The organism is Stenotrophomonas sp. 28608_Sma, assembly GCF_056486185.1.
Map to the genome: position 1 here is coordinate 4,187,230 of NZ_CM151308.1, position 25,906 is coordinate 4,213,135.

Consider the following 25,906-nt stretch of genomic DNA (forward strand, 5'->3'; position numbering starts at 1 on the left):
CGCAGGTAGCACCGTGGCTTGCCCGGCGAAACGCCTGTTTCGCCGCGCTGCGCGCTCGCCTGGCATGGCCCGGCACGACCTGCCCAACGGGATCTCATTACGATCTCGCGCGGAGTAATCCGACAAGTCGGATAGGCGCCTGTTCACAACAGCACGCGGCAGCAACCGACATCGTGACTGAGCGAGGGTCGCTAACCTTGCTTGCATGAAAATCAGAACCAAGGTCGGTAGGCGCAAAGCGGTCGTTGTGCTGGTGACAGGAGCAGCCATTGCACTGATTACGACCGCGATCTGGACGAGAAGCAACACGCCGAGCGTTCTCGCTGTTGCCCCCCAAGAGCAGCAGACCGTACGGGTTCGTATCAACGGAAAAGATGCTGCGATCGAGACGACGCAGGCCGCAAGCGTTGCCGCCGCCGGGACTCAGTTGATTGCAATTCGCCGAAAGTTGTCGCCCCAGCAGGCCCTTCTGCTGGCGCAGGACATAGCGCGTTGCACAAACGCCGCAAGCTTGGCGGAAACAGACATTCCGACGGGACTGACTCCCGACCAGCAGCGTGAGTTCCGGGAAAACGCTCTGGGTGACTCAGACTGCTCCGCTCTTGAATCAGAACACTCCATCTATGACCTCGCCTACTACGCGGCGTCAGACGGCGACTCCACTGCGAAATTGATGTTCTCGGGACTGGCATCTCATCAGTTCGACGATGAGCACTCCATGTTCGATGAAGAGCTCGTCAAGCGATTCAAGGAAGCGACAGTGAGATTCCTCAACGAAGCCGCGGACTCGGGTGACAGCAATGCCCTGATGCTTCTTGCGGCCACCTTTGAGGATGGCCTGCATGTGCCTCGCGATGCAGCACGCGCACACGCCTATGCGCGCGCATTCAGCCAGGCCAGTGGCGGCAAGGGGCTTCGCTATGCCGAGCGGCTCTGGAGCCAACTCTCACCGGACCAGCAACGGGAATCGAACCGATGGCATATCGAGATATCGAATCGAAGAAAAGGAGAAATGAAATGAAAGGAAAGTCGAAACGCAATCGCTGGCTGATGATCGTGGTCGCGTGCCTGGGTGGCACAGCAATCGCAGCGTCGGTTGGGAAATTCTACTGCGGCAAGGCCTGCAATGTAGCCGGGGATATGGTGGCGGAGGAAGGGTGACCATCGGAGATATTTCGGTAGCTCAACAGCTACCACTGCGGCACACCTTGGTTGCCACGTTCGCTCAGTAGCGCCAGGCCACACCCGGCGAAATGCCTGATTCGCCACGCTGCGCGCTCGCCGGGCATGGCCCGGCGCTACCACATCGCTGCCTCAGCGCGACCGCACGAAGCCGGCGTAGAGCGCGAACAGCTGCTGGAAGTACCGCCGCGTCACTCGATTGCGCATGACACCCTCGCCCATGAAAAGTTGGTCGGGCCCAGGGTGGGAAGGCCGGTCCGGTCCCTTCCCACGGCCGGGCCGCGTGGGCGTATTGGGCCGCAACGGCGTTGCAGGGACATGACCGGGCGGCGTAGCGCGTGTGGCACAGGCCGGCGGGCGGTAGAGCCGGCCGCTGGCCGGCTGCGGTGGTGGTGGACATGATTGCGGTTGCTGGCCAGCGGCCGGCACTACCCGTTTCCGCTTTGCGGAAACAGAAACGCGCCCCGGGGGCGCGCTTCTGCAGCTGACGCTGGAAAGAAGGCTTACGCCTTCTTTTCCGCTTCCAGCTGCTTGCGGATCTGCGCATCCACCGCCGCAATGGCGGTCATGTTCAGGATCCTGCGCGAGGTCGCGCTGGTGGTCAGGATATGCACCGGCTTGTTCACGCCCATCAGGATCGGGCCGATCGCCACGCCGTCGGTGAACACACGCACCAGGTTGTAGGCGATGTTGGCCGCTTCCAGGTTCGGCAGCACGAACAGGTTGGCTCGACCCTGCAGGGTCGAGCCCGGCAGCAGCTTCTGGCGCAGCGCTTCGTCCCATGCGGTGTCACCCTGCATTTCGCCGTCCACGTTCAGACGCGGGTTGCGCTTGAGCAGCAGCTCGCGCACCTGGCGCATCTTCAGCGCGTCCTTCGAATCGTGGCTGCCGAAGTTGGAGTGCGACAGCAGCGCCACCTTCGGCTCGATGCCGAACAGCTTCATGCGGTAGGCGGCCTGCAGGGTCGCTTCGCACAGCTGCTCGGCGGTCGGGTCTTCCTGCACATGGGTGTCGACGAAGAAGAACACGCCCTGCTGGTTGATCACGCCGGTCATCGCCGAAGTCGAGGTGACCTTCGGCTCCAGCGGCAGCACGCTGCGCACGTAACCCAGCTTCTTGTGGAAGCGGCCGACGATGCCGGTCAGCATCGCATCGGCTTCGCCACGGGCCACCATCACCGCCGCGATCAGGGTCGGGCGCGAACGCATCAGGTTCTTCGCCGCGGCCACGGTCACGCCACGACGGCCGGTCAGGCCGTGGTAGTACTGCCAGTACTCGTTGAAGCGCGGGTCGTCGTTGATGTTGGTGACTTCAACGTTCTCGCCGATCTTCAGGCGCAGGCCGAGGCGCTCGATGCGCGACTCGATCACTTCCGGGCGGCCGATCAGGATCGGGTGCGCCAGGCCGTCATCGACCACGTTCTGCACCGCCTGCAGCACCACTTCCTCTTCGCCCTCGGCATACACAACGCGCTGCTTGTCGCTGCGCGCGCGGTCGTAGACCGGCTTCATCATCAGGCTGGTGCGGTAGACGAACTGGGCCAGCTTGTCGCGGTAGGCGCCCATGTCGTCGATCGGGCGCGAGGCCACGCCCGAGTCCATCGCGGCCTGGGCCACGGCGGCCGACAGCTCCACCAGCAGGCGGCGGTCGAACGGGCGCGGGATCAGGTATTCACGACCGAAGCTCGGGGTCTCGCCGCCATAGGCCGAACCCATGTCGGTCGCCGCACGACGCGCCAGCGCCGCAATGGCGCGCACGCAGGCGATCTTCATTTCCTCGTTGATCGCGGTCGCGCCCACGTCCAGCGCACCACGGAACAGGTACGGGAAGCACAGCACGTTGTTGACCTGGTTCGGGTAGTCCGAACGGCCGGTGCCGATGATTGCATCCGGACGGGCGGCGCGCGCCAGTTCCGGCATGATTTCCGGAGTCGGGTTGGCCAGCGCGAAGATCACCGGATCCGGCGCCATGGTCTTGACCATGTCGGCAGTCAGGATGCCCGGCGCCGACAGGCCCAGGAAGATGTCCGCGCCGTCGACGATCTCGGCCAGGGTGCGCTTGTCGGTGTCGCGCGCATAGCGCTGCTTTTCCGGGTCCAGGTCGGTACGACCGGTGTGGATCACGCCCTCGCGGTCGAAGGCCAGGATGTTCTCCGGCTTCAGGCCCAGCTGCACCAGCATGTTCACGCAGGAAATGCCGGCCGCGCCCATGCCCGTGGTCGCCAGCTTCACTTCCTCGATCTTCTTGCCGGTGATCGCCATGGCGTTGAGCACCGCTGCGCCGACGATGATCGCCGTGCCGTGCTGGTCGTCATGGAACACCGGGATCTTCATGCGCTCGCGCAACTTGCGCTCGACCACGAAGCATTCCGGCGCCTTGATGTCTTCCAGGTTGATGCCGCCGAAGGTCGGCTCCAGCGAGGCGATGATGTCGACCAGCTTGTCCGGGTCGGTTTCGTCCACTTCGATGTCGAACACATCGATGCCGGCGAACTTCTGGAACAGCACGCCCTTGCCTTCCATCACCGGCTTGCCGGCCAGCGCGCCGATGTTGCCCAGGCCCAGCACCGCGGTGCCGTTGGAGATCACCGCCACCAGGTTGCCGCGGGCGGTCAGCTCGCTGGCCTGCTGCGGGTCGGCCTTGATCGCTTCACAGGCGTACGCCACGCCCGGCGAATACGCCAGCGACAGGTCGCGCTGGGTCAGCATGGGCTTGGTAGCGGAAACCTTGATCTTTCCCGGCGGGGACATCCGGTGGTAATCGAGGGCGGCCTGTTTGAAATCTTCGTTGGACATCGATGTGGGTTACATGAATGGGCAGAAGGGACAGGGGATGATACCCCCGTTGGAGCGTCTGGACCTGTCGCTATCCTGTCGCAGGCATGCTGCGACCGCACAATTCCGTGCCGTATGCGACGGTACCGCGACACCAGCTTCGGTGCGTCCCATGACAGCCATGGGACGCCTTGAAACGCCGCGGGGCCGTACCACTGTCGTGATCGGCCCCGCGGTACCACACACCTGGATCAGCCCCTGGCCGGCAGCGCCTCGGGCACGGCATCGATCAGCGGCGGCAGTTCGCTTTCGCGGCCATCCAGCGCCAGCTTCAGGCGGTTGCGGTCCAGCGCCCCCTCCCAGCGCGAGACCACCACGGTGGCCACGGCATTGCCGATGAAGTTGGTCAGCGAGCGGCATTCGCTCATGAAGCGGTCCACGCCCAGGATCAGCGCCATGCCGGCCACCGGCACCTCCGGCACCACGGCCAGGGTGGCGGCCAGGGTGATGAAGCCGGCGCCGGTGACGCCGGCCGCGCCCTTGGAGCTGAGCATGGCGACCAGCAGCAGGGCAATCTGATGGCCCAGGGTCAGTTCGGTGTTGGTGGCCTGGGCGATGAACAGCGCCGCCAGGGTCATGTAGATGTTGGTGCCGTCCAGGTTGAACGAGTAGCCGGTCGGGACCACCAGGCCCACCACCGACTTGCTGCAGCCGGCGCGTTCCATCTTCTCCATCAGCGACGGCAGCGCCGACTCCGACGAGGAGGTGCCCAGCACCAGCAGCAGTTCGGCCTTCAGGTAGCGCGCCAGCTTGAACACCGAGAAGCCGCACAGGCGGCAGACCAGGCCCAGGATGACCGCCACGAACAGGAAGGCGGTGAGGTAGAACGAACCCACCAGCCAGGCCAGGTTGATCAGCGAGCCAACGCCGTACTTGCCGATGGTGAAGGCGATTGCGCCGAAGGCACCGATCGGCGCGGCCTTCATCAGGATGTGCACCAGCTTGAACACCGGGGCGACCAGCGCCTCCAGGAAGTTCACGATCGGCTTGCCCTTCTCGCCCACCGATGCCAGCGCGATGCCGAACAGCACGGCCACGAACAGCACCTGCAGGATGTTGCCATCGACGAACGCGCTGAGCAGCGTCTTCGGGATGATGTCCATCAGGAAGCCGACCAGGGTCAGGTCATGCGACTTCTCGACGTAGCTGTGCACCGCGGTCTGGTCCAGCTCGGCCGGGTTGATGTTCATGCCGGCGCCGGGCTGCACCACGTGCGCCACGATCATGCCGACGATCAGCGCCAGCGTGGAGAAGAACAGGAAGTACGCCATCGCCTTGGCGAATACGCGGCCCACCGTGCGCAGGTGGGTCATGCCGGCGATGCCGGTGACGATGGTCAGGAAGATCACCGGTGCGATGATCATCTTCACCAGGTTGATGAAGGCATCGCCGAGTGGCTTCATCTTCTCGCCGATCAACGGTTCGTAGTGGCCGAGGATGGCGCCCAGGACGATCGCCACGATCACCTGGAAGTACAGCTGGCGATAGATCGGCAACGGCTTTGCAGGCACCGGTGCTGCGGTCGGGATGTGCATGGCGGACTCCGGAAGGGGCATTTTCAGGCACGTACGGCCCCGGGACTGCACGGGAACCGTTACCGTGGAAACTGACCGCAGGCCCTGTGCAGCACGCGCAGGGGGTGCGACCAATGGACGCCTTTGTACGCGCCGGGCTCGCTGGCGCAGATAACCTATTGGTACTAGCCCCCCGGTTCAGGTGGCCGCGATGCCTACACTGGCGCCGCACCGCCCGATCACGGGGAGGCCGGTGGCCCGAGCTGAACGGCCGGGCGCGTCATTGCGAAAGTTCCGGCCCTTGCGGCCGTTGTTGTCCTGTCCACACGCAATCTGAGAGAGCCGCACCCAACATGCGCCCGATTCCCACCTTGCTGGCCCTGTCGCTGGCCGCGCTTCCCGCCTTCGCTTCGGCTGCCGATTTCGACAACTGGCCGACCAAGTACGCCTTCGGCGACGGCACCGAGCTGGCCGCTACCGCCAACATCGCCTACGACTACAACGATTTCTCCTCGGGCAGCGGCCTTGAGGACGACGACGCCGTGCGCCGCAAGGAGTTCGGTGCGACGCTGAAGAAGAAGGGCGTCTACGACGCGATGGTCTATTACGACTTCCAGTCCGATACCTGGCTGGACGTGTTCGTGCGCTTCGAAAGCAAGGCCTTCTTCGGCCGCGACATCGGCCGCTTCCGCTTCGGCTACATGAAGACCCCGGTCGGTCTGGACGCGAACACGTCCTCGCGCGCCGGCAGCTTCCTGGAAACCGCGCTGCCCGTGCAGGCCTTCTACGCCGGCCGCCGCACGGGTGTGGAATGGGTGCTGGAGCGCCCGCAGTACCTGCTGCAGGCCGGCGCCTATGGCGGCAAGGACCTGCAGGGTGACAACCCGGGCACCACCCAGGCCGTGCGTGCGGTGTGGACCCCGGTGAAGGCGCCGGGTGACGTGATCCACCTGGGCCTGGCCTACTCGCAGGAAAATCCGCGCGGTTACAGCGATGGCCGCGACGTGCACCACGAGGCCAGCGCGCGCCTGCGCGCACGTCCGGAAGCCGGCCTGACCGACATCCGCTATGTCGATTCCGGCGCGCTGGTCACCGCCGACCAGATCCGCCGCACCGGCCTGGAAGGCATCTGGATCCGCGGCCCGTTCTCGCTGCAGGCCGAAGCCCTGCGCGCCACGGTCACCCGTCATGACGGCAAGCCCGACTACACCGGCAACGGCCAGTACGCGATGGCCAGCTGGGTGTTGACCGGCGAATCGCGCCCGTACAACGCCGGTGCGGTGGCCAACATCAAGCCGGCGCACGACTACGGCGCAGTGGAACTGGTGGCCCGCTACAGCCGCCTCGACCTCGACGATGGCAGCATCCTCGGCGGCCGCCAGCACGACCTCACTCTGGGTGCGAACTGGTACCTGACCAGCCACTTCAAGTTCCAGGCCAACTACGTCAAGGTCGACGCCAGCCGTCGCGGCGTGCACAGCACGCCGGAGATCTTCGAACTGCGCGCGCAGATGCACTTCTGACCCCTTCCACGTCAGATCCCGGCGGGCGTGCACGCCACGCCCGCCGGCCCTGCGTAGACTGCCGCCATGTACTGGCTCAGCCGCCACCGGATGCTGTTGCTGACCATCGCGGTGATGGTCGGCGGCACCGTGCTGTGTGCGGTCGCCGCCGGCCACTACGCCTGGCGGCGCGCCCTCGGCGACGAAAGCAGCCAGGTACAACGCCAGCTGCAGTTGTATGGCCAGGGCCTGCAGCAGCGCATCGACCGCTTCGGCACCTTGCCGCAGGTACTGGCACTGGATCCGGATCTGCTGCACGCGCTGCGCGTACCGCCCTCGCCCACCGAACGGCAGCGGCTGAACCTCAAGCTGCAACGCGCCAATGAAGTCACCCGTGCCTCGACCCTGACCCTGGTCGGTCACGATGGCGTGGCGGTGGCGGCGAGCAACTGGGACCAGCCGACCACCAACGTCGGTGAGAACTACAGCTATCGTCCCTATTACCGCCAGGCGCTGGCCCAGGGCCGCGGCCGCTTCTACGGCATCGGCATGACCACCGGTGTGCCCGGCTACTACCTGTCGCAGGCCATCGAGGAAGACGGCAAGCGGCTCGGCGTGGTGGTGATCAAGGTCGAGCTGTCGGCACTGGAGCAGGAGTGGCTGAGCAGCCCTGACGTGGTGCTGGCCAGTGACGACCACGACGTGGTGTTCCTGGCCAACCGTGACAGCTGGCGCTACCGCCTGCTGCGACCGCTGGGCGCCGATGAGCGCCGCGAAATGCTGGACGCCCGCCAGTACGCCGATCGCACCCTGCAGCCACTGCGCGCACGTACCGAGGATGTACTGGCCGATGGCGGCCGCATGGTGCGCCTGCTGGATCCGGCATTGCCGCAGCCGATGCTGTGGCAGAGCCTTGCGCTGCCGGCCGAAGACTGGAATCTGCACCTGCTGCACGACGCCAGTGCCGCCACCGCCGCCGGCCGTGCGGCCGCGCTTACCGGAGGTGCCGCATGGCTGGCGCTGGGCTTCCTGGTGCTGTTCATACAGCAGCGCCGGCGCCTGGCCAAGCATCGCCTGCGCAGCCGCCGCGAGCTGGAAACCCTGCTCAAGCAGCATGCACAGGAACTGCGCACCGCACAGGATGGCCTGCTGCAGGCCGCCACCGATGCCGACAGCGGCCTCAGCCGCAGCCTCGAACACCTGCCGCAGGGCGTGGTGGTGATCGACCGGGACCTGCGTCTGGTCGCATGGAATTCGCGCTACCTGGAACTGTTCCGTTTCCCGCTGGACCTGGTGCGCGTGGGGCGGCCCATCGAGGAACTGTTCCGCTTCAACGCACGCCGTGGCCTGCTCGGTCCCGGCCCGGTCGACGAGGCCATCGAGCGTCGCCTCAACCATCTGCGCAGCGGCCGTCCGCACATGCGCGAAAGTGAGAAGGACGACGGTACGGTGCTGGAAATCCGCGGCAACCCGCTGCCCGACGGCGGTTTCGTCACCAGCTACGCCGACATCACCAGCTACAAGAATGCTGCACGCGAACTGCGCTCGCTGGCCGATGCACTGGAACACCGCATCGCCGAACGCACCCACGACCTGGACGAAGCACGCCGCGAGGCCGAACAGGCCAACCGCTACAAGACCCGCTTCGTCGCCTCGGCCGTGCACGACTTGCTGCAACCGCTCAACGCAGCACGCATGTTCGTCTCGGTGCTGCGCGGCAAGCTGAGCGATCCGGCGCAGCAGCAGACCAGCGATCACATCGACGCTGCATTGGCCGCGCAGGATGCGATCCTCAACAGCCTGCTGGATATCGCGCGGCTGGAATCGGGCAGCCTGCCGACCCGTGTGCAGGCGTTCCGGCTCGGGCCGCTGCTGCAGACACTGGCGCGCGAATTCGGCATCGCCGCGCAGTCACGTGGCCTGGTGGTGGACTGGGTCGATACCGATGCGGTGGTGGTCAGCGATGAAGCGCTGCTGCGCCGCATCCTGCAGAATTTCCTGTCCAACGCGCTGCGCTACAGCGAGCGCGGTCGCGTGCTTCTGGGCTGCCGTCGCCGCGAAGGCCTGCTGTGGATCGAAGTGCACGACCAGGGCCCCGGCATTCCCGATGCGCTGCAGGGCGAAATCTTCGAGGAATTCCGCCGCCTGCACGACGGCCAGCAGCGCGGTGCCGGCCTTGGCCTGGCCATCGTCGACCGCATCGGCCGCCTGCTCGGACATCCGATCCGGCTGCGCTCGCAGCTGGGCCAGGGCAGCGTGTTCGCCGTGGGCGTGCCGTTCGGCGACGCCAGCGCGATTCCCGCCACCGCGCCCGCGCCGGTGCTGGCGCAGGAACCGGCGGCGGACAACCCGCTGCGAGGGCGCCGTGTGTGGGTAATCGATGACGATCCGCACGTGTGCGCGGCCAGCCGCGCGCTGCTGGAGCGGTGGGGCTGCGAGGTGCTGCTGGCCGATGGCCCGCAGGCAGCGCTGCAGTTGGCCACGACGGCAACCGTGCCGGAGCTGGTGCTGCTGGATGTGCGCATGGGTGACCACCACGGCCCGGTGCTGTACGAGACATTGGCAGAGCTGTGGCGGGCCCGCCCGCCGGTGGTGCTGGTCACTGCCGAGCGCGATGCGGGATTGCGTGAGATGGCTGCCGAGCGTGGCTGGGGAATGATGGCCAAGCCGGTGAAACCGCCGGCGCTGCGGGCGCTGATGAGTCAGTTGTTGATCCGGCATCGCGGGTAGTTTCCAGCCAACGGCGCAGCCCCTCGTGGGTGGAGGCGTAACGCGGTTCATGGGTGAGGCCGGGTAGATGGGCTGCGCAGGGGGCGCTGCAAGTACGTCCCTGTAAGCTCGGTCGCCGCATCCATGCGGCTCACGCCCCTGCGCAGCCCATCTACCCGACCACGGACAAGTTCCGTGCGCGTCCGCCCACGGAGAAGAAAAAGAAGATCAGAAGCGGATCGCGCGCTGCGCTTGCTCGTGTAAAGCCGAGCCCATGCTCGGCTCTACAAAAGGCGGCCTGACAGCCTGCTTTTGCTTTTGATCTTTTTTCTTCTCCGTGGGTGGCAGGCCACCGAAATCTGTCAGAGGCCGGTCGGGTTGGGTGCGCGGGGGTGTCAGCCGCATGGGCCTGAGGCATGCCTCGGCGGGTTGGGCAGGACGCCCAACCCCGGTCTTGCCGTGTGCGCAGGACTGCGCACACGAGCAAGCGGCTGCCAAGCCTCCAGGGACGGATTCACGGCGTCCCCCGCGCACCCGACCCGACCGGCCCACTCGCGGCTTCTGCTTTCAGCGACCAACCCAAACCCACCCACGAGGGGCTGCGCCGTTGGCTGGAAACTACAACCCGATCCCCGCGTCGCCTTCCGGCTCCAGCGCCTTCACCAGCACCGCCGCCTGCGTGCGGCTATGGCATTCGAGCTTCTTCAGGATCGCGGTGACATGCACCTTCACCGTGTTTTCCGCCAGCCCCAGCGTGTAGGCGATCTGTTTGTTGAGCAGCCCGTCGGCCAGGCACAGCAGCACGCGGAACTGCTGCGGGGTCAGCTGCGCCAGGCGGCTGGCCAGCAGGGCGTCGGCCTCGGAGCGTTCGGCGGCCATCGCCGGGAACCACAAGCCGCCATCAAGGACCGCCTGCACGGCCTCGCCAATGGTCTCGGCCGGGGCCGACTTCGGGATGAAACCGGCGGCACCGAACTGCTGGGCGCGGCGGATCACACGGGGGTGGTCGTTGGACGAGAGGATCACCACCGGGATGTCCGGATGCGAGCCACGCACGTGCAGCAGCGCGGAAAAACCGTGTGCGCCAGGCATGGTCAGGTCGAGCAGCACCAGGTCCACGTCCGGGTGCGCGTCGAGGGCTTCGGCCAATGCCTCGGCGCTGGCGACCTCGCGCACCTGCGCCAGCGGCAGGCTCTGCCGCAATGACTGCACCACCGCCGAACGCAGCAGCGGGTGGTCATCGGCGATCAGGATGGTGTATTCGCTCATGCCGCCATTGTACGGGCAGGCCGTCGCCTCAGCGCCCTGCCGGCTCCACGCTGCTGCGCCAGGCATCGATGAACTGGCGGCGCTTGAGTGCATCCAGGTACACCAGCAGGCCCGGACCCAGCTGGATCGGGCGGCGGCTGCGGCCGGGCGCATCGTCGCCACGTGCGCTGCCGGTGACGATCGGCATCAGCCGTGCCTCGCGTGACAGCACCTGCTGGCCACGCGGCGACAACAGGTAGTCGAGGAAGCGCCGGGCTTCTTCCGGGTGTGGGCCGGTGCGTGGAATCAGCGCGGTACGCAGTACCACCAGCGTGTAGTCCTCAGGCTCCACAATCGCCAGCGGAGCACCCGCGTCGATGCGCGCCTGCGCGTAAGAGCCGAGCACGTTGTAGACCAGCGACAGCTGTCCGCTGGCCACCTTGTCCAGCAGCACGCCGGTGCGCTCCTCGCGCACCACGTCGTTGTCGCCCAGCGCGCCCAGCAGCGCACCGGCGATGCTGCCACGCTGCGCATCCTGCGTTGACAGCAGGTAGCCGACGCTGCTGCGTTCGATGTCATAGGTGCCGACCCTGCCGCGCAGCGGTGCGCCTTCGGCGCGCAACCGGTCCAGCAGTTGCCGGCGCGTGTGCGGCACCCTCGCAGCCGTCAGCGCGCGGGTGTTGTAGACCATCACCACCGGCTCGTAGCTGATGCCGAATGCCTCGTTGCGCCACTGCGCCCAAGCCGGCAGCGCGGCGGTCTGCGCGGAGCGGTGCGGCAGTGCATGACCATCGTTGACCAGCTTGGTCTGCAGGTCCATGCCACTGGAGATCAGCAGGTCCGGCGATGCCGGTCCGCCGCGGTCGTGCAGGTACCGCGCGTACAGGTCCTGGGTGATGATGTCCTCGTACACCACTTCGGTGCCCGGGTGCAGCCGCTGGTAGTCGGCGATGACCACCGCGAACACTTCGATGTCGGTGGTGCCGTGGATGCGCAGCTGCGCCGTGGTCTTTGCCTGTGCGGGAAAACGGCGCACATCGCCGGGCGCGGCCAGCACCGGCAGGGCCAACAGCAGGGCAACGGCGGTGGCGAACAGGCGGATCATGAACTGCTCCGGGGCAGGCGGATGGTAGCGATCAAACCACCCTGCGGACGGTTGCTGAGATCGATGCGGCCGCCATGGCTGTCGACCACGCGCTTGACGATGGCCAGGCCCAGCCCGGCGCCGCCGGACGGCGCGCCCTCCCCACGGGCGAAGCGCTCGAACACGCGTTCGGCATCGGCGGCGGCAATGCCGGCACCGTGGTCGGCGATGGTCAGCACGGCCTGCCCGCCTTCCACGGTCAATGCGATCTGCAACGGCCCATCACCACCGTACTTCAACGCGTTGTCGACCAGGTTCTTGATCGCCTCGCGCAGCAGCAGCGCATCGCCATGCACCTGTACCGGCTCGGCGGTCATCGCCAGCTGCACGCGCGGCGCCGGGCCGGCCTGCGGCAGCGCTTCATGCAGGGCCTGGTGCACGGTCTCGGCCAGATCCACTGCAGCAAAGCGCTGCAGATGCGAACGATGGATCACGCTGGCATCGCTGAGCAACTGATTCAACAACCGGCTCATGTGGGTGGCGTTGCGCTCGATCGCCTGCAGGCTGCGCCGCATGTCTTCGGGATCGTCGTCATCCAGCGCCAGCTGTGCCTGCGCACGCAATGCCGCCAACGGCGTGCGCATCTGGTGCGCGGCCTCGGCCATGAACGCACGCAAGGTCTCGTTGCTGCTGGACAGCCGTTCCATGAAGCGGTTCAACGCTGCCACCATCTGGTCCATCTCGCGCGGTACACGGGCATCCAGCGGCTTCAGGTCGGACGGTTCGCGGCGCGACAGCTCGCGCTCCACCCGCACCAGCGGCCGGAACGCACGATGCACGCCGAACGCCACCAGTGCCAGCAGCAGCCCGGACAACACACCGATCGCCAGCAATGCACGATTGACCATGTCCTGCGCGACCGCTTCACGCGCACGCCGGGTCTGGCCGACCTGCACCTGTACCTCACCCTGCGCCGAGGCGGCGGCGAAACTGCGGCCGACCACCACGAAGCGCACGGTCTCACCGCTGTACGCCGCATCGAACAGCTGCGGCTGGGTACCAGGCCGGCGCGGCGGTGCGGGCAGGTCACCGTAGCCGGTGATCAGCGTGCCGCGGCTGTCGGCCACCCGGTAGAACACGCGGTCTTCCGGGGCCATCGCCAGCAGGTCCAGCGCCGCATAGGGCAGATCGACCTGCCATTGGCCATCGACCAGGGCCACCGAATCGGCAATGGACAACGCCGAGGACACCAACAGATGATCGTAGGAACGGTTGGCGGCGCGCTGGCCATAGCCGCGCGCGGCAAACAGCAGAGCCACCGCGAACACCGCCAGCAACGCGCCGAGGTAGAGCAGCAGCGTGCGCCGCAGCGAGCCCGGTGCGGCGTTCGCGGTACGCGCGTCAGCCATCGGCGTCGGCGCTGTCATCACTGGCTTCCAGCAGGTAGCCAACGCCGCGCACCGTGGTGATGCGCAGCGGTGCACCTGCCAGCTTCTTTCTCAGGCGCCCCACATACAGCTCGATGGCATTCGGGCCGGCTTCATCGTCGAAGCCGAACAGGCCATTGCCGATTTCGTCCTTGCCGACCACCTGGCCGAGGCGGCCGACCAGGATCTCCAGCAGCCGGTACTCGCGGTTCGGCAGTTCGATCGGTTCGCCGTCGAGGCTGACCCGGTGCGCGGCATTGTCGAACTGGAAGCCACCGATCTGCACCACTTCGCTGGCCTGGCCGCGCGCGCGTCGCAGCAGCACGCGGCAGCGCGCTTCGAACTCGCGGAAATCGAACGGCTTGCCCAGGTAATCGTCGGCGCCGACGTCCAGCGCCTGCACACGGTCTTCGATGCCGTCGCGCGCGGTCAGCATCAGCACCGGTGTGCTGTCGCCGCGCTCGCGCATGCCGGCCAGCACGCGCAGGCCATCGAGCTTGGGCAGGCCGATATCCAGAACCACCAGGTCGAAGCTCTGGTAGCGCAGCACGCTGGCGGCCGCCAGGCCATCGGCCTGCCAGTCCACGGCGTGCCCACTGCGGCGCATGCGGCGGATGATCGCATCGGCCAGATCCGGGTTGTCTTCGACCAGCAGCAGGCGCATGGGCACGGGGGTGGGAGGGGAAACGAATGCTACCGCATGCCGCCGCCGCGCTTGCCGGGCGTGGCCCAGGGAGCGCAGCGGCCGCTTTTACGCTGCACCGCACAAACCGTTGACAGGACGATGACAGCTTGCCCGACCCAGACTGCGGCCGCGCACCGTCCGGTGCCCACGATTGCCGCGCGCCTGGCGCGCACCTGGGAGGGTTTGTGGAATTCACGTTTGCCTGGCGGCGTCCTGCCGCCATGATGGCCTTGGCTGCACTGTCGGCGCCGGCCTTTGCCGCCGAAGACGACCGCCCGGTCACCGCCAGCCTCGGTGGCCGCCTGCACCTGGACTTCGCCACCTTCGACAACGACAACCGCGGCACCCCGAACAAGGACGACACCGAGATCCGCCGCGCCTGGCTGGACGTGTCCGGCAAGTTCTTCGTGGTCGACTACAAGCTGGAAGCGGACTTCTCCGGCGACCGCGTCGAGGCCAAGGACGTGTACCTGGCGCGCAGCTTCGGCAAGGCCGGCAAGCTGACCGTGGGCCAGTTCAAGCAGTACTTCTCGCTGGATGACCGCACCAGCTCCAACTACGGCAGCTTCCTGGAGCGCGGCAACGCCGGTACTACGCTGGCGCCGCTGTACCGCCTGGGTGCGTCGTGGCAGGCCAACCCGGGGGACTTCACCTGGGCGGCCAGCCTCTACAGCCTGGAGAGCATCGACGCCTGGCAGGTGAAGGGCCGCGCCGCCGGTGGCCGCGTCACTTGGGCCCCCTCGCCCAGCGATGGCGACGTGCTGCACCTGGGCCTGTCGCTGGCCCGCGAGGCCTATGACAACCCGGGCGCCAACGGCGTGCCCGGCCTGCGCATCCGCCCGCGCCCGGCCGGCCACCTGTCCGACGAGAGCCGCCTGACCCTGGTCGACTTCTCCGCCGGCCGCGATACCGACGTCAACAAGTGGTCGCTGGAATACGCGCAGGTGCGCGGCCCGCTGTCGTGGCAGGGGGAATTCAGCGGTGCCACCTTCGATGACGGCGCGCAGCGCGGTGACGTGATGGCGGCCTACGGCATGCTCAGCTGGTTCGTCACCGGCGAAAGCCGCGCGTATGACCGCAAGACCGGTCGCTTCGCGCGGGTGAAGGACATCCGCCACAAGGCCGGTGCCTTCGAAGTGGCATTGCGCTACGACCAGATGTGGGGCGCGCAGCACCTCGACGGTGCACCCGACCTGCGCCGTGGCAGCACCGAAGCGTGGACGCTGGGCGGCAACTGGTACCTGCGCGACAACCTGCGCTTCATGCTCAACGTGATCGAAAGCCGCAACCGTGATCGTCTGGCCGGGGTCACGGTGGACCGCACGCGCGCGGTCACCGGCCGCCTGCAGTACGACTTCTAAGCCCGGCATCCCGGGCACGCCGCCCGGGCCTTTTCCACTCCCCCACGTCCTGTTTTCGCAAGGAGTCCGCAGATGATGCTGAGCATCCTCGGCTTTGGCATGGTCATTACGTTCATGTACTTGATCATGAGCAAACGCCTGTCGCCGCTCGTCGCCCTGATCACCATCCCCATCCTGTTCGCGCTGATCGGCGGCTTCGGCGCCGGCATCGACGAGATGATGCTGGAGGGCATCAAGAAGATCGCGCCGACCGGCGTGATGCTGATGTTCGCCATCCTCTACTTCGGGGTGATGATCGACGCCGGCCTGTTCGATCCACTGGTGCGGGTGATCCTGCGCTTCGTGAAGGGCGATCCGATGAAGATCGTGCTCGGCACCGCGGTGCTGGCGATGCTGATCTCGCTGGACGGTGATGGCTCGACCACCTACATGATCACCGTCTCGGCGATGCTGCCGCTGTACCAGCGGCTGGGCATGAACGCACTGAACATGACCTGCGTGACCATCCTCGCCGGCGGCGTGATGAACCTGACCCCGTGGGGCGGCCCGACCGCGCGCGCGGCCACCGCGCTGCACGTGGACCCGGCCGATGTGTTCGTGCCGCTGATCCCGTCGATGGTGATCGCCTGTGCCGGCGTGCTGCTGCTGGCCTGGTACCTGGGCCTGAAGGAACGCCGTCGCCTGGGCGTGGTGACCCTGCCCAAAGGTGGCAGCTGGATGGACAACAGCGTGTCCGACGACAGCAATGCGCTGCCGACCGTGGAAGACGCCGAGGACATCAAGCGCCCGAAGCTGCTGTGGGTCAACCTGGCCCTGACCGTGGCGCTGATGACGGCGCTGATCATCGGCGTGCTGCCGATGCCGGTGCTGTTCATGGTCGGCTTCGCCATCGCCCTGGTGATCAACTACCCGAACCTGGCCGAGCAGCGCCGCCGCGTGGTCAACCACGCCGGTAACGTGCTGTCGGTGGTGTCACTGATCTTCGCTGCAGGCATCTTCACCGGCATTCTCAACAACACCGGCATGGTCGAAGCGATGTCGCACAGCTTCCTGGCGGTGATCCCGGAATCGTGGGGGCCGTACCTGGCGGTGATCACGGCGGTGGCGTCGATGCCGTTCACCTTCTTCATGTCCAACGACGCGTTCTACTTCGGCGTTCTGCCGATCCTGTCCGAAGCCGCCGGCAACTACGGCATCACCCCGGTGGAAATGGCGCGCGCCTCGCTGGCCGGTCAGCCGGTGCACCTGCTCAGCCCGCTGGTGCCGTCCACCTACCTGCTGGTTGGCCTGGCCAAGGTCGAGTTCGCCGATCACCAGAAGTTCACCCTGAAGTGGGCCATCGCCATCTCGATGCTGCTGATGGTCGGCAGCCTGCTGTTCGGCCTGTACCCGCTCGCGGCCTGACCCCTTACCAAGGAGCCTTCTGCAATGACGCTTCGAATCGCTTACGTCACCAGCGGCATGGGCAGTGTCGGTACTGCCATCTGCCAGAGCCTGGCCCGCAGCGGCCACACCGTGGTCGCCGGTTGCGCGCCGAACTCACCGCGCAAGGCCAACTGGCTGCGCGAGCAGCGCGAACAGGGCTTCGACTTCATCGCCTCCGAAGGCAACGCGACCGACTGGGCCTCGACCAGCGCGGCGTTTGCCAAGGTCCGCGCCGAAGTCGGTGAAGTGGACGTGCTGGTCAACAACTCCGGTGGCAGTCGCGACCTGCTGTTCCGGCAGATGACGGTGGAGGACTGGAACGCGGTGATCGCCTCCAACCTCAATGCGCTGTTCAACCTGACCAAGCAGGTGGTGGACGGCATGGCCACGCGGGGCTGGGGCCGCATCATCAACATCGGTTCGGTCAGCGCCCACAAGGGCCAGATCGGCCAGGTGAACTACGCCACCGCCAAGGCCGCGATGCATGGTTTCAGCCGTGCGCTGGCCGCCGAAGTGGCCTCACGCGGGGTCACCGTCAACACGCTGTCGCCGGGCTACATCGCCAGCCAGGCGATCAGCAGCTTCCCGCCGGACGTGCTGGACCGGCTGGCCGCCTCGGTACCAGTGCGCCGCCTGGGCCGCCCCGATGAAGTGGCCGGCCTGTGCGCGTGGCTGGCGTCGGATGAAGCCTCGTATGTGACCGGTGCCGACTATCCGGTCAACGGTGGTCTGTACATGGGCTAAGCCCTCCCCCACGGAGTGCGCGGGGGCCGGATCACCTTCAGTTGTGAAGGTGATCCGGCCCCTTTTGTTTCTGCATTTCTGAGACGCACTTCCCGATACATCGGCAGAACCGGTGCTATACCTGCCAGCGCTCGCCGAGCCCGATGGATGAACGGCTGGAATCGCGGATCAAGGAGGTTGGCATGCGTGCATTGCTGATTGCGCTTCTCGTGGTCGCCACTACGCTGCTGGCGACACCGACCCGCGCGGAGCCCCCGCCCATGCGGGTGATCACGGGCCTGGGCTGCCCCGACTGGCTGATCCCAGGCGCGCCCACGCTCGACGCGCAGATCACCGGCCATCCGGAGTGGACCTTCGCCTGGGCTCCCGCGTCCTATACCAATCGCGATCCCATCCGGATCTACATCCAGTCCTTCGACTGCGATTCCTCCGACATTGCAGGCTATTACTTCCGGATCGCAGCCATTGCCCATGAAGTGGGACACGCACTGTATTTCGAAGGTATCGCCTTGAGCACCCGAGGTGCGTTCATCCAGCACTTCTGCACCATGGAGGGGAAAGCGGTACTCAACAACCTCACCGCGCGCAGTGAGCTTCTGGTGACCAGCCTGGGGTACTACGACATCGGCGTAGCTGCGTCCAACGGTCCTGGCCTCATCGCACAGGCCGATGCCGGCGGTGAAGACCTGGACCGGCAGGTAGGTAAGCTGTTCTGCGACAACAACGTAACTTCAACCACCGGCGAGAACTACAACGACTTCTACGGAAGAATCTACGATGAAGCGATCGCAGCCCGTCCCTGAACTTCTTCTGATCCTGAGCCTGTTGGTTGCCGGTTCTGCAACAGCAGCCACGTCCGCTGCCACTGCGGAAGAGGCGGATGCAACCTGGCGGCTCGTGGAGCGCTGGTCCTTGCAGCTGTCACGCTCTGACCTTGTCGCGCAGCTATCACCCCTGGCTCCGGCCGGCTCGCGTTCGGAGGCAAGAATGGGCCGGGGCGACAGCGCCACCATCGATCTGGCGCCATTCGCGGTCGCTGGGAGGATCAAGGGGCCCTCTGGCCAGATCTACACCGACGCGTCGGGGCGAATCATCAAAGGCATTACGCTGCGGCTGAGCGGCGCCTGCATCTCGCGAAAGCAGATGGGTCGTCGCTACCCCGACTTCAATGTCCTTTCCGTGCCGTCAGGGCATAGCCTGGACGAGTCGACGGTGTTCGGCACAGTAGTGAACGGCATCCAGATCGGGTTCTCATTCTCCGAACATGACCGTGACTGCATGGACCAGCTCAAATTGAGCTGGCCTGGGGAGCGCTTCTGATTCCCACCGGCCTACCACCATGACGAACATGTTGCAGGACACGCACCACTGCCCTGCATCGTTCGTTGGTTTTTCGTAAAGAAGGTTTCATGTTCCGTTCGCATAGTGGCCATGCACCGCGCACGCGTGCCGGTGACCACCCCCAATGCAACGGACCACCATGCAGACCCGACACCTGACGATCGCCGTGGCGATCGCGCTTTCCGCCGCCGCCAGCGCCCATGCTGCCACCGCCGCCGATACCGGCGCCAGCACCGATGCCGCGCTGAGCGCGCAGACGCTGGATACCGTCTCCGTGATCGGCCAGGGCGAGACCCGCCAGGTGCAGCGCATCACCGCCGTCGACAAGCAGGTGCTGCCGCCGGGCACCAGCGGCCAGAAGATCCTCGATCGCCTGCCGGGCGTGTCGGTGCAGTCCAACGACGCCTTCGGCGCCAACGAGGAATCGCAGACCATCAGCCTGCGCGGCTTCGACAAGAGCCGCCTGGGCTACACGCTGGACGGCATCCCGCTGGGCGACAACAGCTACGGCAACTACAACGGCCTGAGCATCGCCCGCGCGATCATCGCCGAGAACCTGGCCGGTGCCGAGCTGTCGCAGGGCATCGGTTCGCTGGGCGTGGCCTCGACCAGCAACCTGGGCGGCACCATCCAGTACTTCTCGATGGACCCGTCCACCGAATTCGGCGGCCGCGCCAGCGTCACCGTTGGCGACAACAGCCAGCGCCGTGGCTACCTGCGCGTGGATACCGGCGACATCAACGGCTTCTCGGCCTACGTGTCCGGCGTGCACCAGGACCAGGACATGTGGGCTGCGCCGTACCAGAACCAGACCACCCGCCAGTTCAACGCCAAGGCGGTGTGGAACGTGGGCGACCATCGTTTCGGTGCGTTCGTGGCCACCTCGCGCGCCAGCCAGGCCAACTACGCCTACCTGTCCAAGGACATGCTGGCACGTGGCCTGGGCTATGACTGGAACATCTACGCGCCGGACTGGGATCGCGCCGTGGCTGCTGCGTACTGCGCGCCGGGCACTCTGGACCGCAGCAAGTGCAGGTTCAGCGGTGGCGTCACCAGCATCGACGATGCGTACTACCAGAGCCGTGCACTGCGTGACGACAACCTGTACTCGGTGGATGCCGACCTGCGCCTGGGTGAGCAGGGGCGCCTGAAGCTGCTGGCCTATCACCACGACAACCGTGGCCAGGGCCACTGGTGGGCACCGGGCCAGCCGTCCTACCCGGGTACCGACAAGATGCTGCCGATTTCGATCCGCAGCACCAACTACACGATCAACCGCGATGGCCTGACCGCCGCGCTGTCGTGGACGGTGGGTATCCACGAACTGGAAGCCGGCCTGTGGTACGAGCAGAACGACCATAACGTTTCGCGCAACTTCTACTACATCAGCGGCCCGTTCCTGGACGACCTGTACCTGAAGAACCCGGACCGCCTGCTGTTCAACCAGGACTTCGACATCCGCACGCGCCAGTTCTACGTGCAGGACCGCATGCGCTTCCTGGACCAGCGCCTGACCGTGGACGTGGGCATCAAGAGCCCGAACACCCGCATGCGCGCCACCGCCAACCCCGGCGTGGAAACCAGCATCGCCTCGGGCACGCTGACCGCCAAGGAATCGGTGCTGCCGCAGGTGGGCCTGGGCTTCAAGCTCAACGCCAACAACGAGCTGTTCGCCTCCTACGCCGAGAACATCGCCGCCTTCGTCGGCGGTGGCAGCGGCGGCCCGCTGCAGGTGTCGCCGGAATCGTTCGCGGCCAGTGCTGGGCTGGAGCCGGAGAAGTCCAAGAGCCTGGAAGCCGGCTTCCGTACCTTCGGCGAGAAGTACCAGGCGTCGATCGCGGGCTACAACGTGAAGTTCGACAACCGCCTGCTGTCGCTGAACCCGTGCTCGAGCATCGAAGTCGGCACGCGTCCGGAGTGCGTGACGCGCTTCATCAACGTCGGTTCGGTGAAGAGCTACGGTGCGGAACTGACCTTCATCCTCAAGCCGATCGACGGCCTGCAGTGGTACAACGCGCTGTCCTGGAACAAGACCACCTACGAGGACGACTACCTGTCCGGCGGCGCGGTGGTGCCGGTGGCCGGCAAGATCACCGTGGATACGCCGCAGCGCATGGCCTCCAGTGAAATCAGCTGGAACCGCGCAGGCTTCTTCGCCAGCCTGCGTGCCAAGTACACCGGCAAGCGCTACTACACCTACACCAACGACCAGTCGGTGCCGGGCGTGACCACCTTCGACGCCGGTGCGGGCTACGATTTCGGCCCGGGCCTGGGCCTGCGCAATGTGCGGGTGTCGTTGAACGCGACCAACCTGACCAACAAGCGCTACGCCGGCCAGCTGAGTTCGTTCGCACCGACCGATCCGGAGGGCAAGCGCTATGCGATCCATGCGAGCGCGCCGCGGCAGCTGTTCATGACGGTGGCGGCGGAGTTCTAAGTCAGAAGCGGGCGCTGCGGCGCATCAGTACCGCAGCGGGGCGAGGTGGGACGGGCCGAGGCAGGACACGCCGCAAGTACGTCCCTGTAGGCTCGGTCGGCGCATCCATGCGCCTCACGGTCCTGCCTCGGCCCGTCCCACCGCGCTCGACAATTTCCTGCGCCGGCGCGGAGGCAATGAAAAGCAAAAGCAAAGAGCCGGGCATTGCCCGGCTCTTTGCTTTTCAAGCGCAATCCCTTCGGCGCGGTGATGTGCTGCCGCCCGCGCGGGAAACTGTCTGGCGGCGGTGGGGCACCCTGGCCAGGACCGTGAGGCGCATGGATGCGCCGATCGAGCCCCCATGGATGGGTTTACGGCGTGTCCTGGCCAGGGTGCCCCACCGCCGCCCAGCGATATCAATCGAGGCGCCAGCGCATCATCCCGCCAACGCATTTCATTCCGGCGCCAGCTGGTCCATCCGTATCCGGTTGGCGAACAGCGAGAACGCCAGCATCCCGGCCAGGCCGTTCGCCCGGCTCATCCAGTGCGGCAGCCAGCGCGGCGGCTTCAGCACCCCCGCATCGAACAACGGCGCGAACGCAATCGCGTCGGTCAGGCTCATCTTGCCGGCAAACAACCAGCGGCAGACCTGCAAACGGTCCTCGGCCAGCATGTGGCGGAAGAACGTGTGCACCGACACCAGGCCGCGCAGGTACACCGTATCCTTGGTGAAGGCCAGGCCGCCACTGGGCGGCACGCCGCGGAACACGCGCTGCGCCGAAGCGAAACTCTCTTCAGCGTTCTGCCCGGCATCGCAGAAGTAGCGGAACACTTCGATGAAATCAGCACCTTCGCGGGCCATCGCAATCGCTTCGGTACGCAGGCTGATGCGCTTGAGGCGCTCGATGTCGATGCTGCCGGTGATCTGCTCGGCAAAGGTGGCCAGCCCTTCCTGGGTTGCCGTCACCCGCGGCGAGGACAGTGCCAGGCTCGGCAGCACCGGCTGCTCGCGGCCGTTCAGTGCGGTCAGCGAATGCACCAGCGCTTCATGGTGGAACAGCTGCGCGCGGTCGTAGGCGCTGAAGCGTGCACTGGTGCGCAGGCGGATGCGGGTCGGGCCGGCGGCGGCCTTGGACACCAGCTCCGGGTCGAGCTGTACCTGGATGATGCGCGATTCGAAGAACGCGTCCAGATCGTTCTGCAGCTGCAGTTGCAGCGCGATGGCCGAGACCGGCACCTGTTCTTCCGGCGCCAGCAGTTCGTGGTCCAGTTCGGCGGCGATCTGGATGAAGTGGCGTGCAGCCTCACGCGTACTCGGGCCATTGCCCGGCAACGGCTGCTCGGGGGCGCCGAACAGCTGCACCGAACAGGTATCGACTGCAGCAGTGCCCAGCCCTTCCAGCAGCTGTGCGGCCAGGTCCCAGCTCTGCGCCGACTGCCGCACGTAGTGGCCCAGTGGGTGGCTGTCGTCGCAGTCGGTGGCGATCGCGGCCAGCGCGCGACGTTCTTCGCTGAAGTCCAGCCGTGGGTAATCCACCTTCGGCAGCACCGGCTGGCCACGTGCCACGCTGTCCAGGAACGGTGCCTGCACCGTTGCCGGCCAGCTGGTCAGGCCCAGCAGGCGGATGCCTCCCACGGCCTCGACCAGGCGCGCATCGAGCGCTGCATGGTGGGCCACGTCACGGTCCAGCGTCGCAGTCGGTTCCATGCGCGGACTATAGCGCCCTGCCCGCGCGTTGGTAGGTGCAATGGATCGGGTAGCTGCCAACCTTGGTTGGCATCCGCTGAAGGCGGACTTCGGATACATCCGTGCCAACCAAGGTTGGCACCTACCAGGAGCGGGCAGTTGGCACCCACCCGAAGCAGGCAGGCGCGAGTTCATTGCAGGGGTCAGAGCCCATTGCGGTGCAATGGGATCCGACCCCGCGATACCGATCAACGCCTGCGCGGCTTGCCGGCCGGGCGGAACTGCTGGCCCTTGCCCTTCTTGCCACCGCGTTCCTGCGCGGTCTCAGCCTGGCGTACTGCCAGCTTGGCGGCAGCGGCGGCCACTTCTTCCTTCAGCTTGAAGTAGTTCAGCAGCCGGCTCTCTTCAATCTCGCCAGCCTCGATCGCTGCACGCACGGCACAGCCCGGCTCCTGCTGGTGCTTGCAGTCGTTGAAACGGCACTGTGCGGCCAGCGCTTCGATGTCCGCGAACCCACCCTCGGACAGGGTCTCTTCGCCGGTCGGCTTCAGCTCGCGCATCCCGGGGGTGTCGATCAGGCAGGCGCCGGCCGGCAGCGGCATCAGCGCGCGGTGCGTGGTGGTGTGGCGTCCACGCGAATCGTTGGCGCGCACTGCGTTGGTCTTCATCCGCTGCTCGCCGAGCAGGGTGTTGGTCAGCGTGGACTTGCCGGCACCGGAGGAACCGACCAGCACCACCGTGCGGCCCGGGCCCAGCCACGGCTGCAGCACCGCCACGCTGTCGGCATCCAGGCCGTTGATCGCATGCAGCGCGATGCCCTGCATCTCCAGCTCTTCCAGCACCGCCAGTGCGTCTTCGCTGTACTCGGTCTGGTCGGCCTTGGTCAGCACCACTACCGGTTCTGCACCACCACCACCGACCAGCAGCAGGTAGCGCTCGATGCGGCGCGGATTGAAGTCGGCATCCAGGCCACAGACGATGAACACCGTATCGATGTTGGCGGCGATCACCTGCTGGTGGTAATGCTCGCCGGCCGCACCGCGCTTGATCGCGGTACGCCGTGGCAGCAGGGCGACGATGCGGATGCCATCGAGCAATACCCAGTCACCCACCGCTGGCCGTTCATGGCTGGGGAAGCGCGGGCGCTGCCATTCCGGCAGCGACTCGGCCTTGATCGACGCATCCGGGCCATCGGCCACCACGTAGTGGGTGCGGTGCTGTTCGATCACCCGTGCCGGGCGGGCCTGCGGATGTGCGGCCATCGCGGCCTGCCAGTCGGCCTGCTGCGCCGGGCCCGGCCAGGGCCAGCCAATGGTCTGCAGGGCGATGAAATCGGGGGTCTGGGTCATCGCCGCCATTCTACCTGTGCCGGCGCCCTGCCAGCCCAGCAATGACGGGCTCGGAGCCCTTGCCATGCATTGCAGCAATTCCGGTAGGATGGAAGCCCCATGCCTTTTGACGGCCCAGCCCCCATGTCCACCAACTCGCCCAAGCCCCTGGCCATCCGCGAGCGCCTTTCCGAAGTGCGCTACGAAATCCGCGGAGAACTGGCGCGGCGAGCCCGGGAGCTGGAGGCGCAGGGCCGCAAGCTGATCAAGCTCAACATCGGCAATCCCGGCGCCTTCGGTTTCCGCGCGCCGGAGCACCTTCAGCGTGCGATCGCCGACGACATGGGCCGCACCGACCCCTACACGCACCAGCAGGGCCTGCCGGTCGCGCGTGAAGCCATCGCCAGCTACTACGCCCGCCGTGGCGCGCCCGATGCGCACCCGGACCGCGTCTTCCTCGGCAATGGCGTCAGCGAACTGATCGACCTGTCGCTGCGTGCGCTGCTCAATCCCGGCGACGAAGTGCTGGTGCCCTCGCCCGACTACCCGCTGTGGTCGGCCTCGACCATCCTCAACGATGGCCGCCCGGTGTACTACCGCTGCGCACCGGAGAACGGCTTCCAGCCGGACCCGAGCGAGATCGAGACGCTGGTGTCCTCGCGCACCCGCGCCATCGTGCTGATCAACCCGAACAACCCCAGCGGCGCCAGCTACCCACGCGAACTGCTGGAGCGCGTGGTGGAGATCGCGCGCCGCCACAACCTGCTGTTGCTGGTTGATGAGATCTACGACCAGATCCTGTACGACGACGCGGTGTTCCAGCCGGTCGCGCCGCTGGCCGGTGATCATCCGTGCCTGACCTTCAGCGGCCTGAGCAAGGTGCACCGCGCCTGCGGCTGGCGCGTGGGCTGGGCCCACCTCAGCGGCGATGATGCCCGCCTGGGTGACTTCCGCGCGGCGCTGGACCTGCTCGGTGCGCTGCGCCTGTGCGCCAACGTGCCGGGCCAGTACGCCATCGAGGCAGCGGTGAACGGCCCGGACACCATTTCCGAGCTGTGCACGCCGGGCGGCCGCCTGTACGAAACCCGCCGTGCGGTGATCGAAGCCTGCGAAGCCAGCGAACACCTGTCGCTGGTCGCGCCGGCCGGTGCGCTGTACGCGTTCCCGGCCGTGGTCGGCGCTGCGGCGAAGGGCTTCGACGACCACAACTTCGCGCTGGACCTGATGAACAACGAGGGCGTGCTGGTGGTGCCGGGCTCGAGCTTCAACGTGCCCTACCGCCACCATTTCCGCGTGACCCTGATGCCGGAAGCCTCGGTGATGCGCGATGTATTCGCGCGCATTGACCGTGCCCTGGCCCGCCGTGCCGAGGACGCGACCAAGGTCGTGCCGCTGAAGCCGCGCCGTTCGGTGGCCTGA

At 66.5% G+C, this 25,906-nt stretch carries 19 protein-coding genes; 11 read left to right on the top strand and 8 right to left on the bottom strand.

Going from position 1 to position 25,906, the window contains the following annotated elements; genetic code table 11:
* The first annotated feature begins 205 nt into the window (after positions 1-205).
* Entirely contained in the window at positions 206-1,021 is an 816-nt protein-coding gene (locus ACZLHH_RS19790) for a hypothetical protein (protein ID WP_180845222.1), read from the top strand.
* Entirely contained in the window at positions 1,018-1,161 is a 144-nt protein-coding gene (locus ACZLHH_RS19795; protein WP_180845221.1) for a hypothetical protein, read from the top strand. Before ACZLHH_RS19790 ends, ACZLHH_RS19795 begins: the two co-directional genes overlap by 4 nt.
* Before the next feature lie 524 nt (positions 1,162-1,685).
* Here ACZLHH_RS19795 and ACZLHH_RS19800 read toward each other — a convergent pair.
* A complete protein-coding gene (locus ACZLHH_RS19800; RefSeq protein WP_032129106.1) occupies positions 1,686-3,977 on the bottom strand; it encodes an NADP-dependent malic enzyme in 2,292 nt (763 codons plus the stop codon).
* Positions 3,978-4,207: 230 nt separating this feature from the next.
* Positions 4,208-5,551: a dicarboxylate/amino acid:cation symporter gene (locus ACZLHH_RS19805; protein ID WP_049398388.1), complete on the bottom strand. Its 1,344-nt coding sequence runs from the start codon at positions 5,549-5,551 to the stop codon at positions 4,208-4,210.
* A gap of 332 nt (positions 5,552-5,883) precedes the next feature.
* Between ACZLHH_RS19805 and ACZLHH_RS19810 the strand changes: the two genes are divergently transcribed.
* A complete protein-coding gene (locus tag ACZLHH_RS19810) occupies positions 5,884-7,053 on the top strand; it encodes an OprO/OprP family phosphate-selective porin (protein ID WP_180845220.1) in 1,170 nt (389 codons plus the stop codon).
* Between the two features lie 66 nt (positions 7,054-7,119).
* The gene (locus tag ACZLHH_RS19815) at positions 7,120-9,762 is read left to right on the top strand and encodes a hybrid sensor histidine kinase/response regulator (protein WP_180845219.1); all 2,643 of its coding nucleotides are present in this window, start codon (positions 7,120-7,122) and stop codon (positions 9,760-9,762) included.
* Between the two features lie 597 nt (positions 9,763-10,359).
* Here ACZLHH_RS19815 and ACZLHH_RS19820 read toward each other — a convergent pair.
* The 4 genes from ACZLHH_RS19820 to ACZLHH_RS19835 are packed head-to-tail and all read right to left on the bottom strand — an operon-like array spanning position 10,360 to position 14,164.
* Positions 10,360-11,010 (bottom strand): response regulator, encoded by a 651-nt coding sequence (locus ACZLHH_RS19820; RefSeq protein ID WP_005414428.1) that lies wholly within the window; start codon positions 11,008-11,010, stop codon positions 10,360-10,362.
* A 28-nt stretch (positions 11,011-11,038) separates the two neighbouring features.
* A complete protein-coding gene (locus ACZLHH_RS19825) occupies positions 11,039-12,094 on the bottom strand; it encodes an ABC transporter substrate-binding protein (RefSeq protein ID WP_180845169.1) in 1,056 nt (351 codons plus the stop codon).
* Entirely contained in the window at positions 12,091-13,482 is a 1,392-nt protein-coding gene (locus tag ACZLHH_RS19830; RefSeq protein ID WP_180845171.1) for a sensor histidine kinase N-terminal domain-containing protein, read from the bottom strand. The genes ACZLHH_RS19825 and ACZLHH_RS19830 overlap by 4 nt, the downstream gene beginning before the upstream one ends.
* Positions 13,475-14,164 (bottom strand): response regulator transcription factor, encoded by a 690-nt coding sequence (locus tag ACZLHH_RS19835; RefSeq protein WP_049463657.1) that lies wholly within the window; start codon positions 14,162-14,164, stop codon positions 13,475-13,477. The genes ACZLHH_RS19830 and ACZLHH_RS19835 overlap by 8 nt, the downstream gene beginning before the upstream one ends.
* A 242-nt stretch (positions 14,165-14,406) precedes the next feature.
* On the opposite strand from ACZLHH_RS19835, the gene ACZLHH_RS19840 reads away from it, so the two are divergent.
* From ACZLHH_RS19840 to ACZLHH_RS19865, 6 genes are all read left to right on the top strand, one after another.
* Positions 14,407-15,546 (top strand): OprO/OprP family phosphate-selective porin, encoded by a 1,140-nt coding sequence (locus ACZLHH_RS19840; RefSeq protein WP_071228133.1) that lies wholly within the window; start codon positions 14,407-14,409, stop codon positions 15,544-15,546.
* Between the two features lie 75 nt (positions 15,547-15,621).
* Complete coding sequence (locus ACZLHH_RS19845) at positions 15,622-16,950, top strand: CitMHS family transporter (RefSeq protein WP_049480602.1); 1,329 nt, start codon at positions 15,622-15,624, stop codon at positions 16,948-16,950.
* A gap of 24 nt (positions 16,951-16,974) precedes the next feature.
* A complete protein-coding gene (gene phbB, locus ACZLHH_RS19850) occupies positions 16,975-17,715 on the top strand; it encodes an acetoacetyl-CoA reductase (RefSeq protein WP_071228132.1) in 741 nt (246 codons plus the stop codon).
* A gap of 182 nt (positions 17,716-17,897) precedes the next feature.
* Positions 17,898-18,518, top strand: a complete 621-nt coding sequence (locus tag ACZLHH_RS19855; RefSeq protein WP_065426815.1) for a hypothetical protein — start codon at positions 17,898-17,900, stop codon at positions 18,516-18,518.
* Positions 18,493-19,035 carry a hypothetical protein gene (locus tag ACZLHH_RS19860; protein ID WP_049450563.1) on the top strand — a complete coding sequence of 181 codons (543 nt, stop codon included), beginning with the start codon at positions 18,493-18,495 and terminating at the stop codon, positions 19,033-19,035. The genes ACZLHH_RS19855 and ACZLHH_RS19860 overlap by 26 nt, the downstream gene beginning before the upstream one ends.
* Positions 19,036-19,195: 160 nt before the next feature.
* Positions 19,196-21,493, top strand: a complete 2,298-nt coding sequence (locus ACZLHH_RS19865) for a TonB-dependent receptor (protein WP_180845168.1) — start codon at positions 19,196-19,198, stop codon at positions 21,491-21,493.
* 433 nt (positions 21,494-21,926) lie between these two features.
* On the opposite strand, the gene ACZLHH_RS19870 is transcribed toward ACZLHH_RS19865, so the two are convergent.
* Both ACZLHH_RS19870 and rsgA read right to left on the bottom strand, forming a co-directional pair.
* On the bottom strand, positions 21,927-23,180 hold the full coding sequence (locus tag ACZLHH_RS19870) for a flavohemoglobin expression-modulating QEGLA motif protein (protein WP_180845167.1): 1,254 nt from the start codon (positions 23,178-23,180) through the stop codon (positions 21,927-21,929).
* 227 nt (positions 23,181-23,407) lie between these two features.
* The gene (gene rsgA, locus ACZLHH_RS19875) at positions 23,408-24,517 is read right to left on the bottom strand and encodes a ribosome small subunit-dependent GTPase A (protein WP_180845170.1); all 1,110 of its coding nucleotides are present in this window, start codon (positions 24,515-24,517) and stop codon (positions 23,408-23,410) included.
* Between the two features lie 114 nt (positions 24,518-24,631).
* On the opposite strand from rsgA, the gene ACZLHH_RS19880 reads away from it, so the two are divergent.
* Positions 24,632-25,906, top strand: a complete 1,275-nt coding sequence (locus ACZLHH_RS19880; RefSeq protein WP_032129867.1) for a pyridoxal phosphate-dependent aminotransferase — start codon at positions 24,632-24,634, stop codon at positions 25,904-25,906.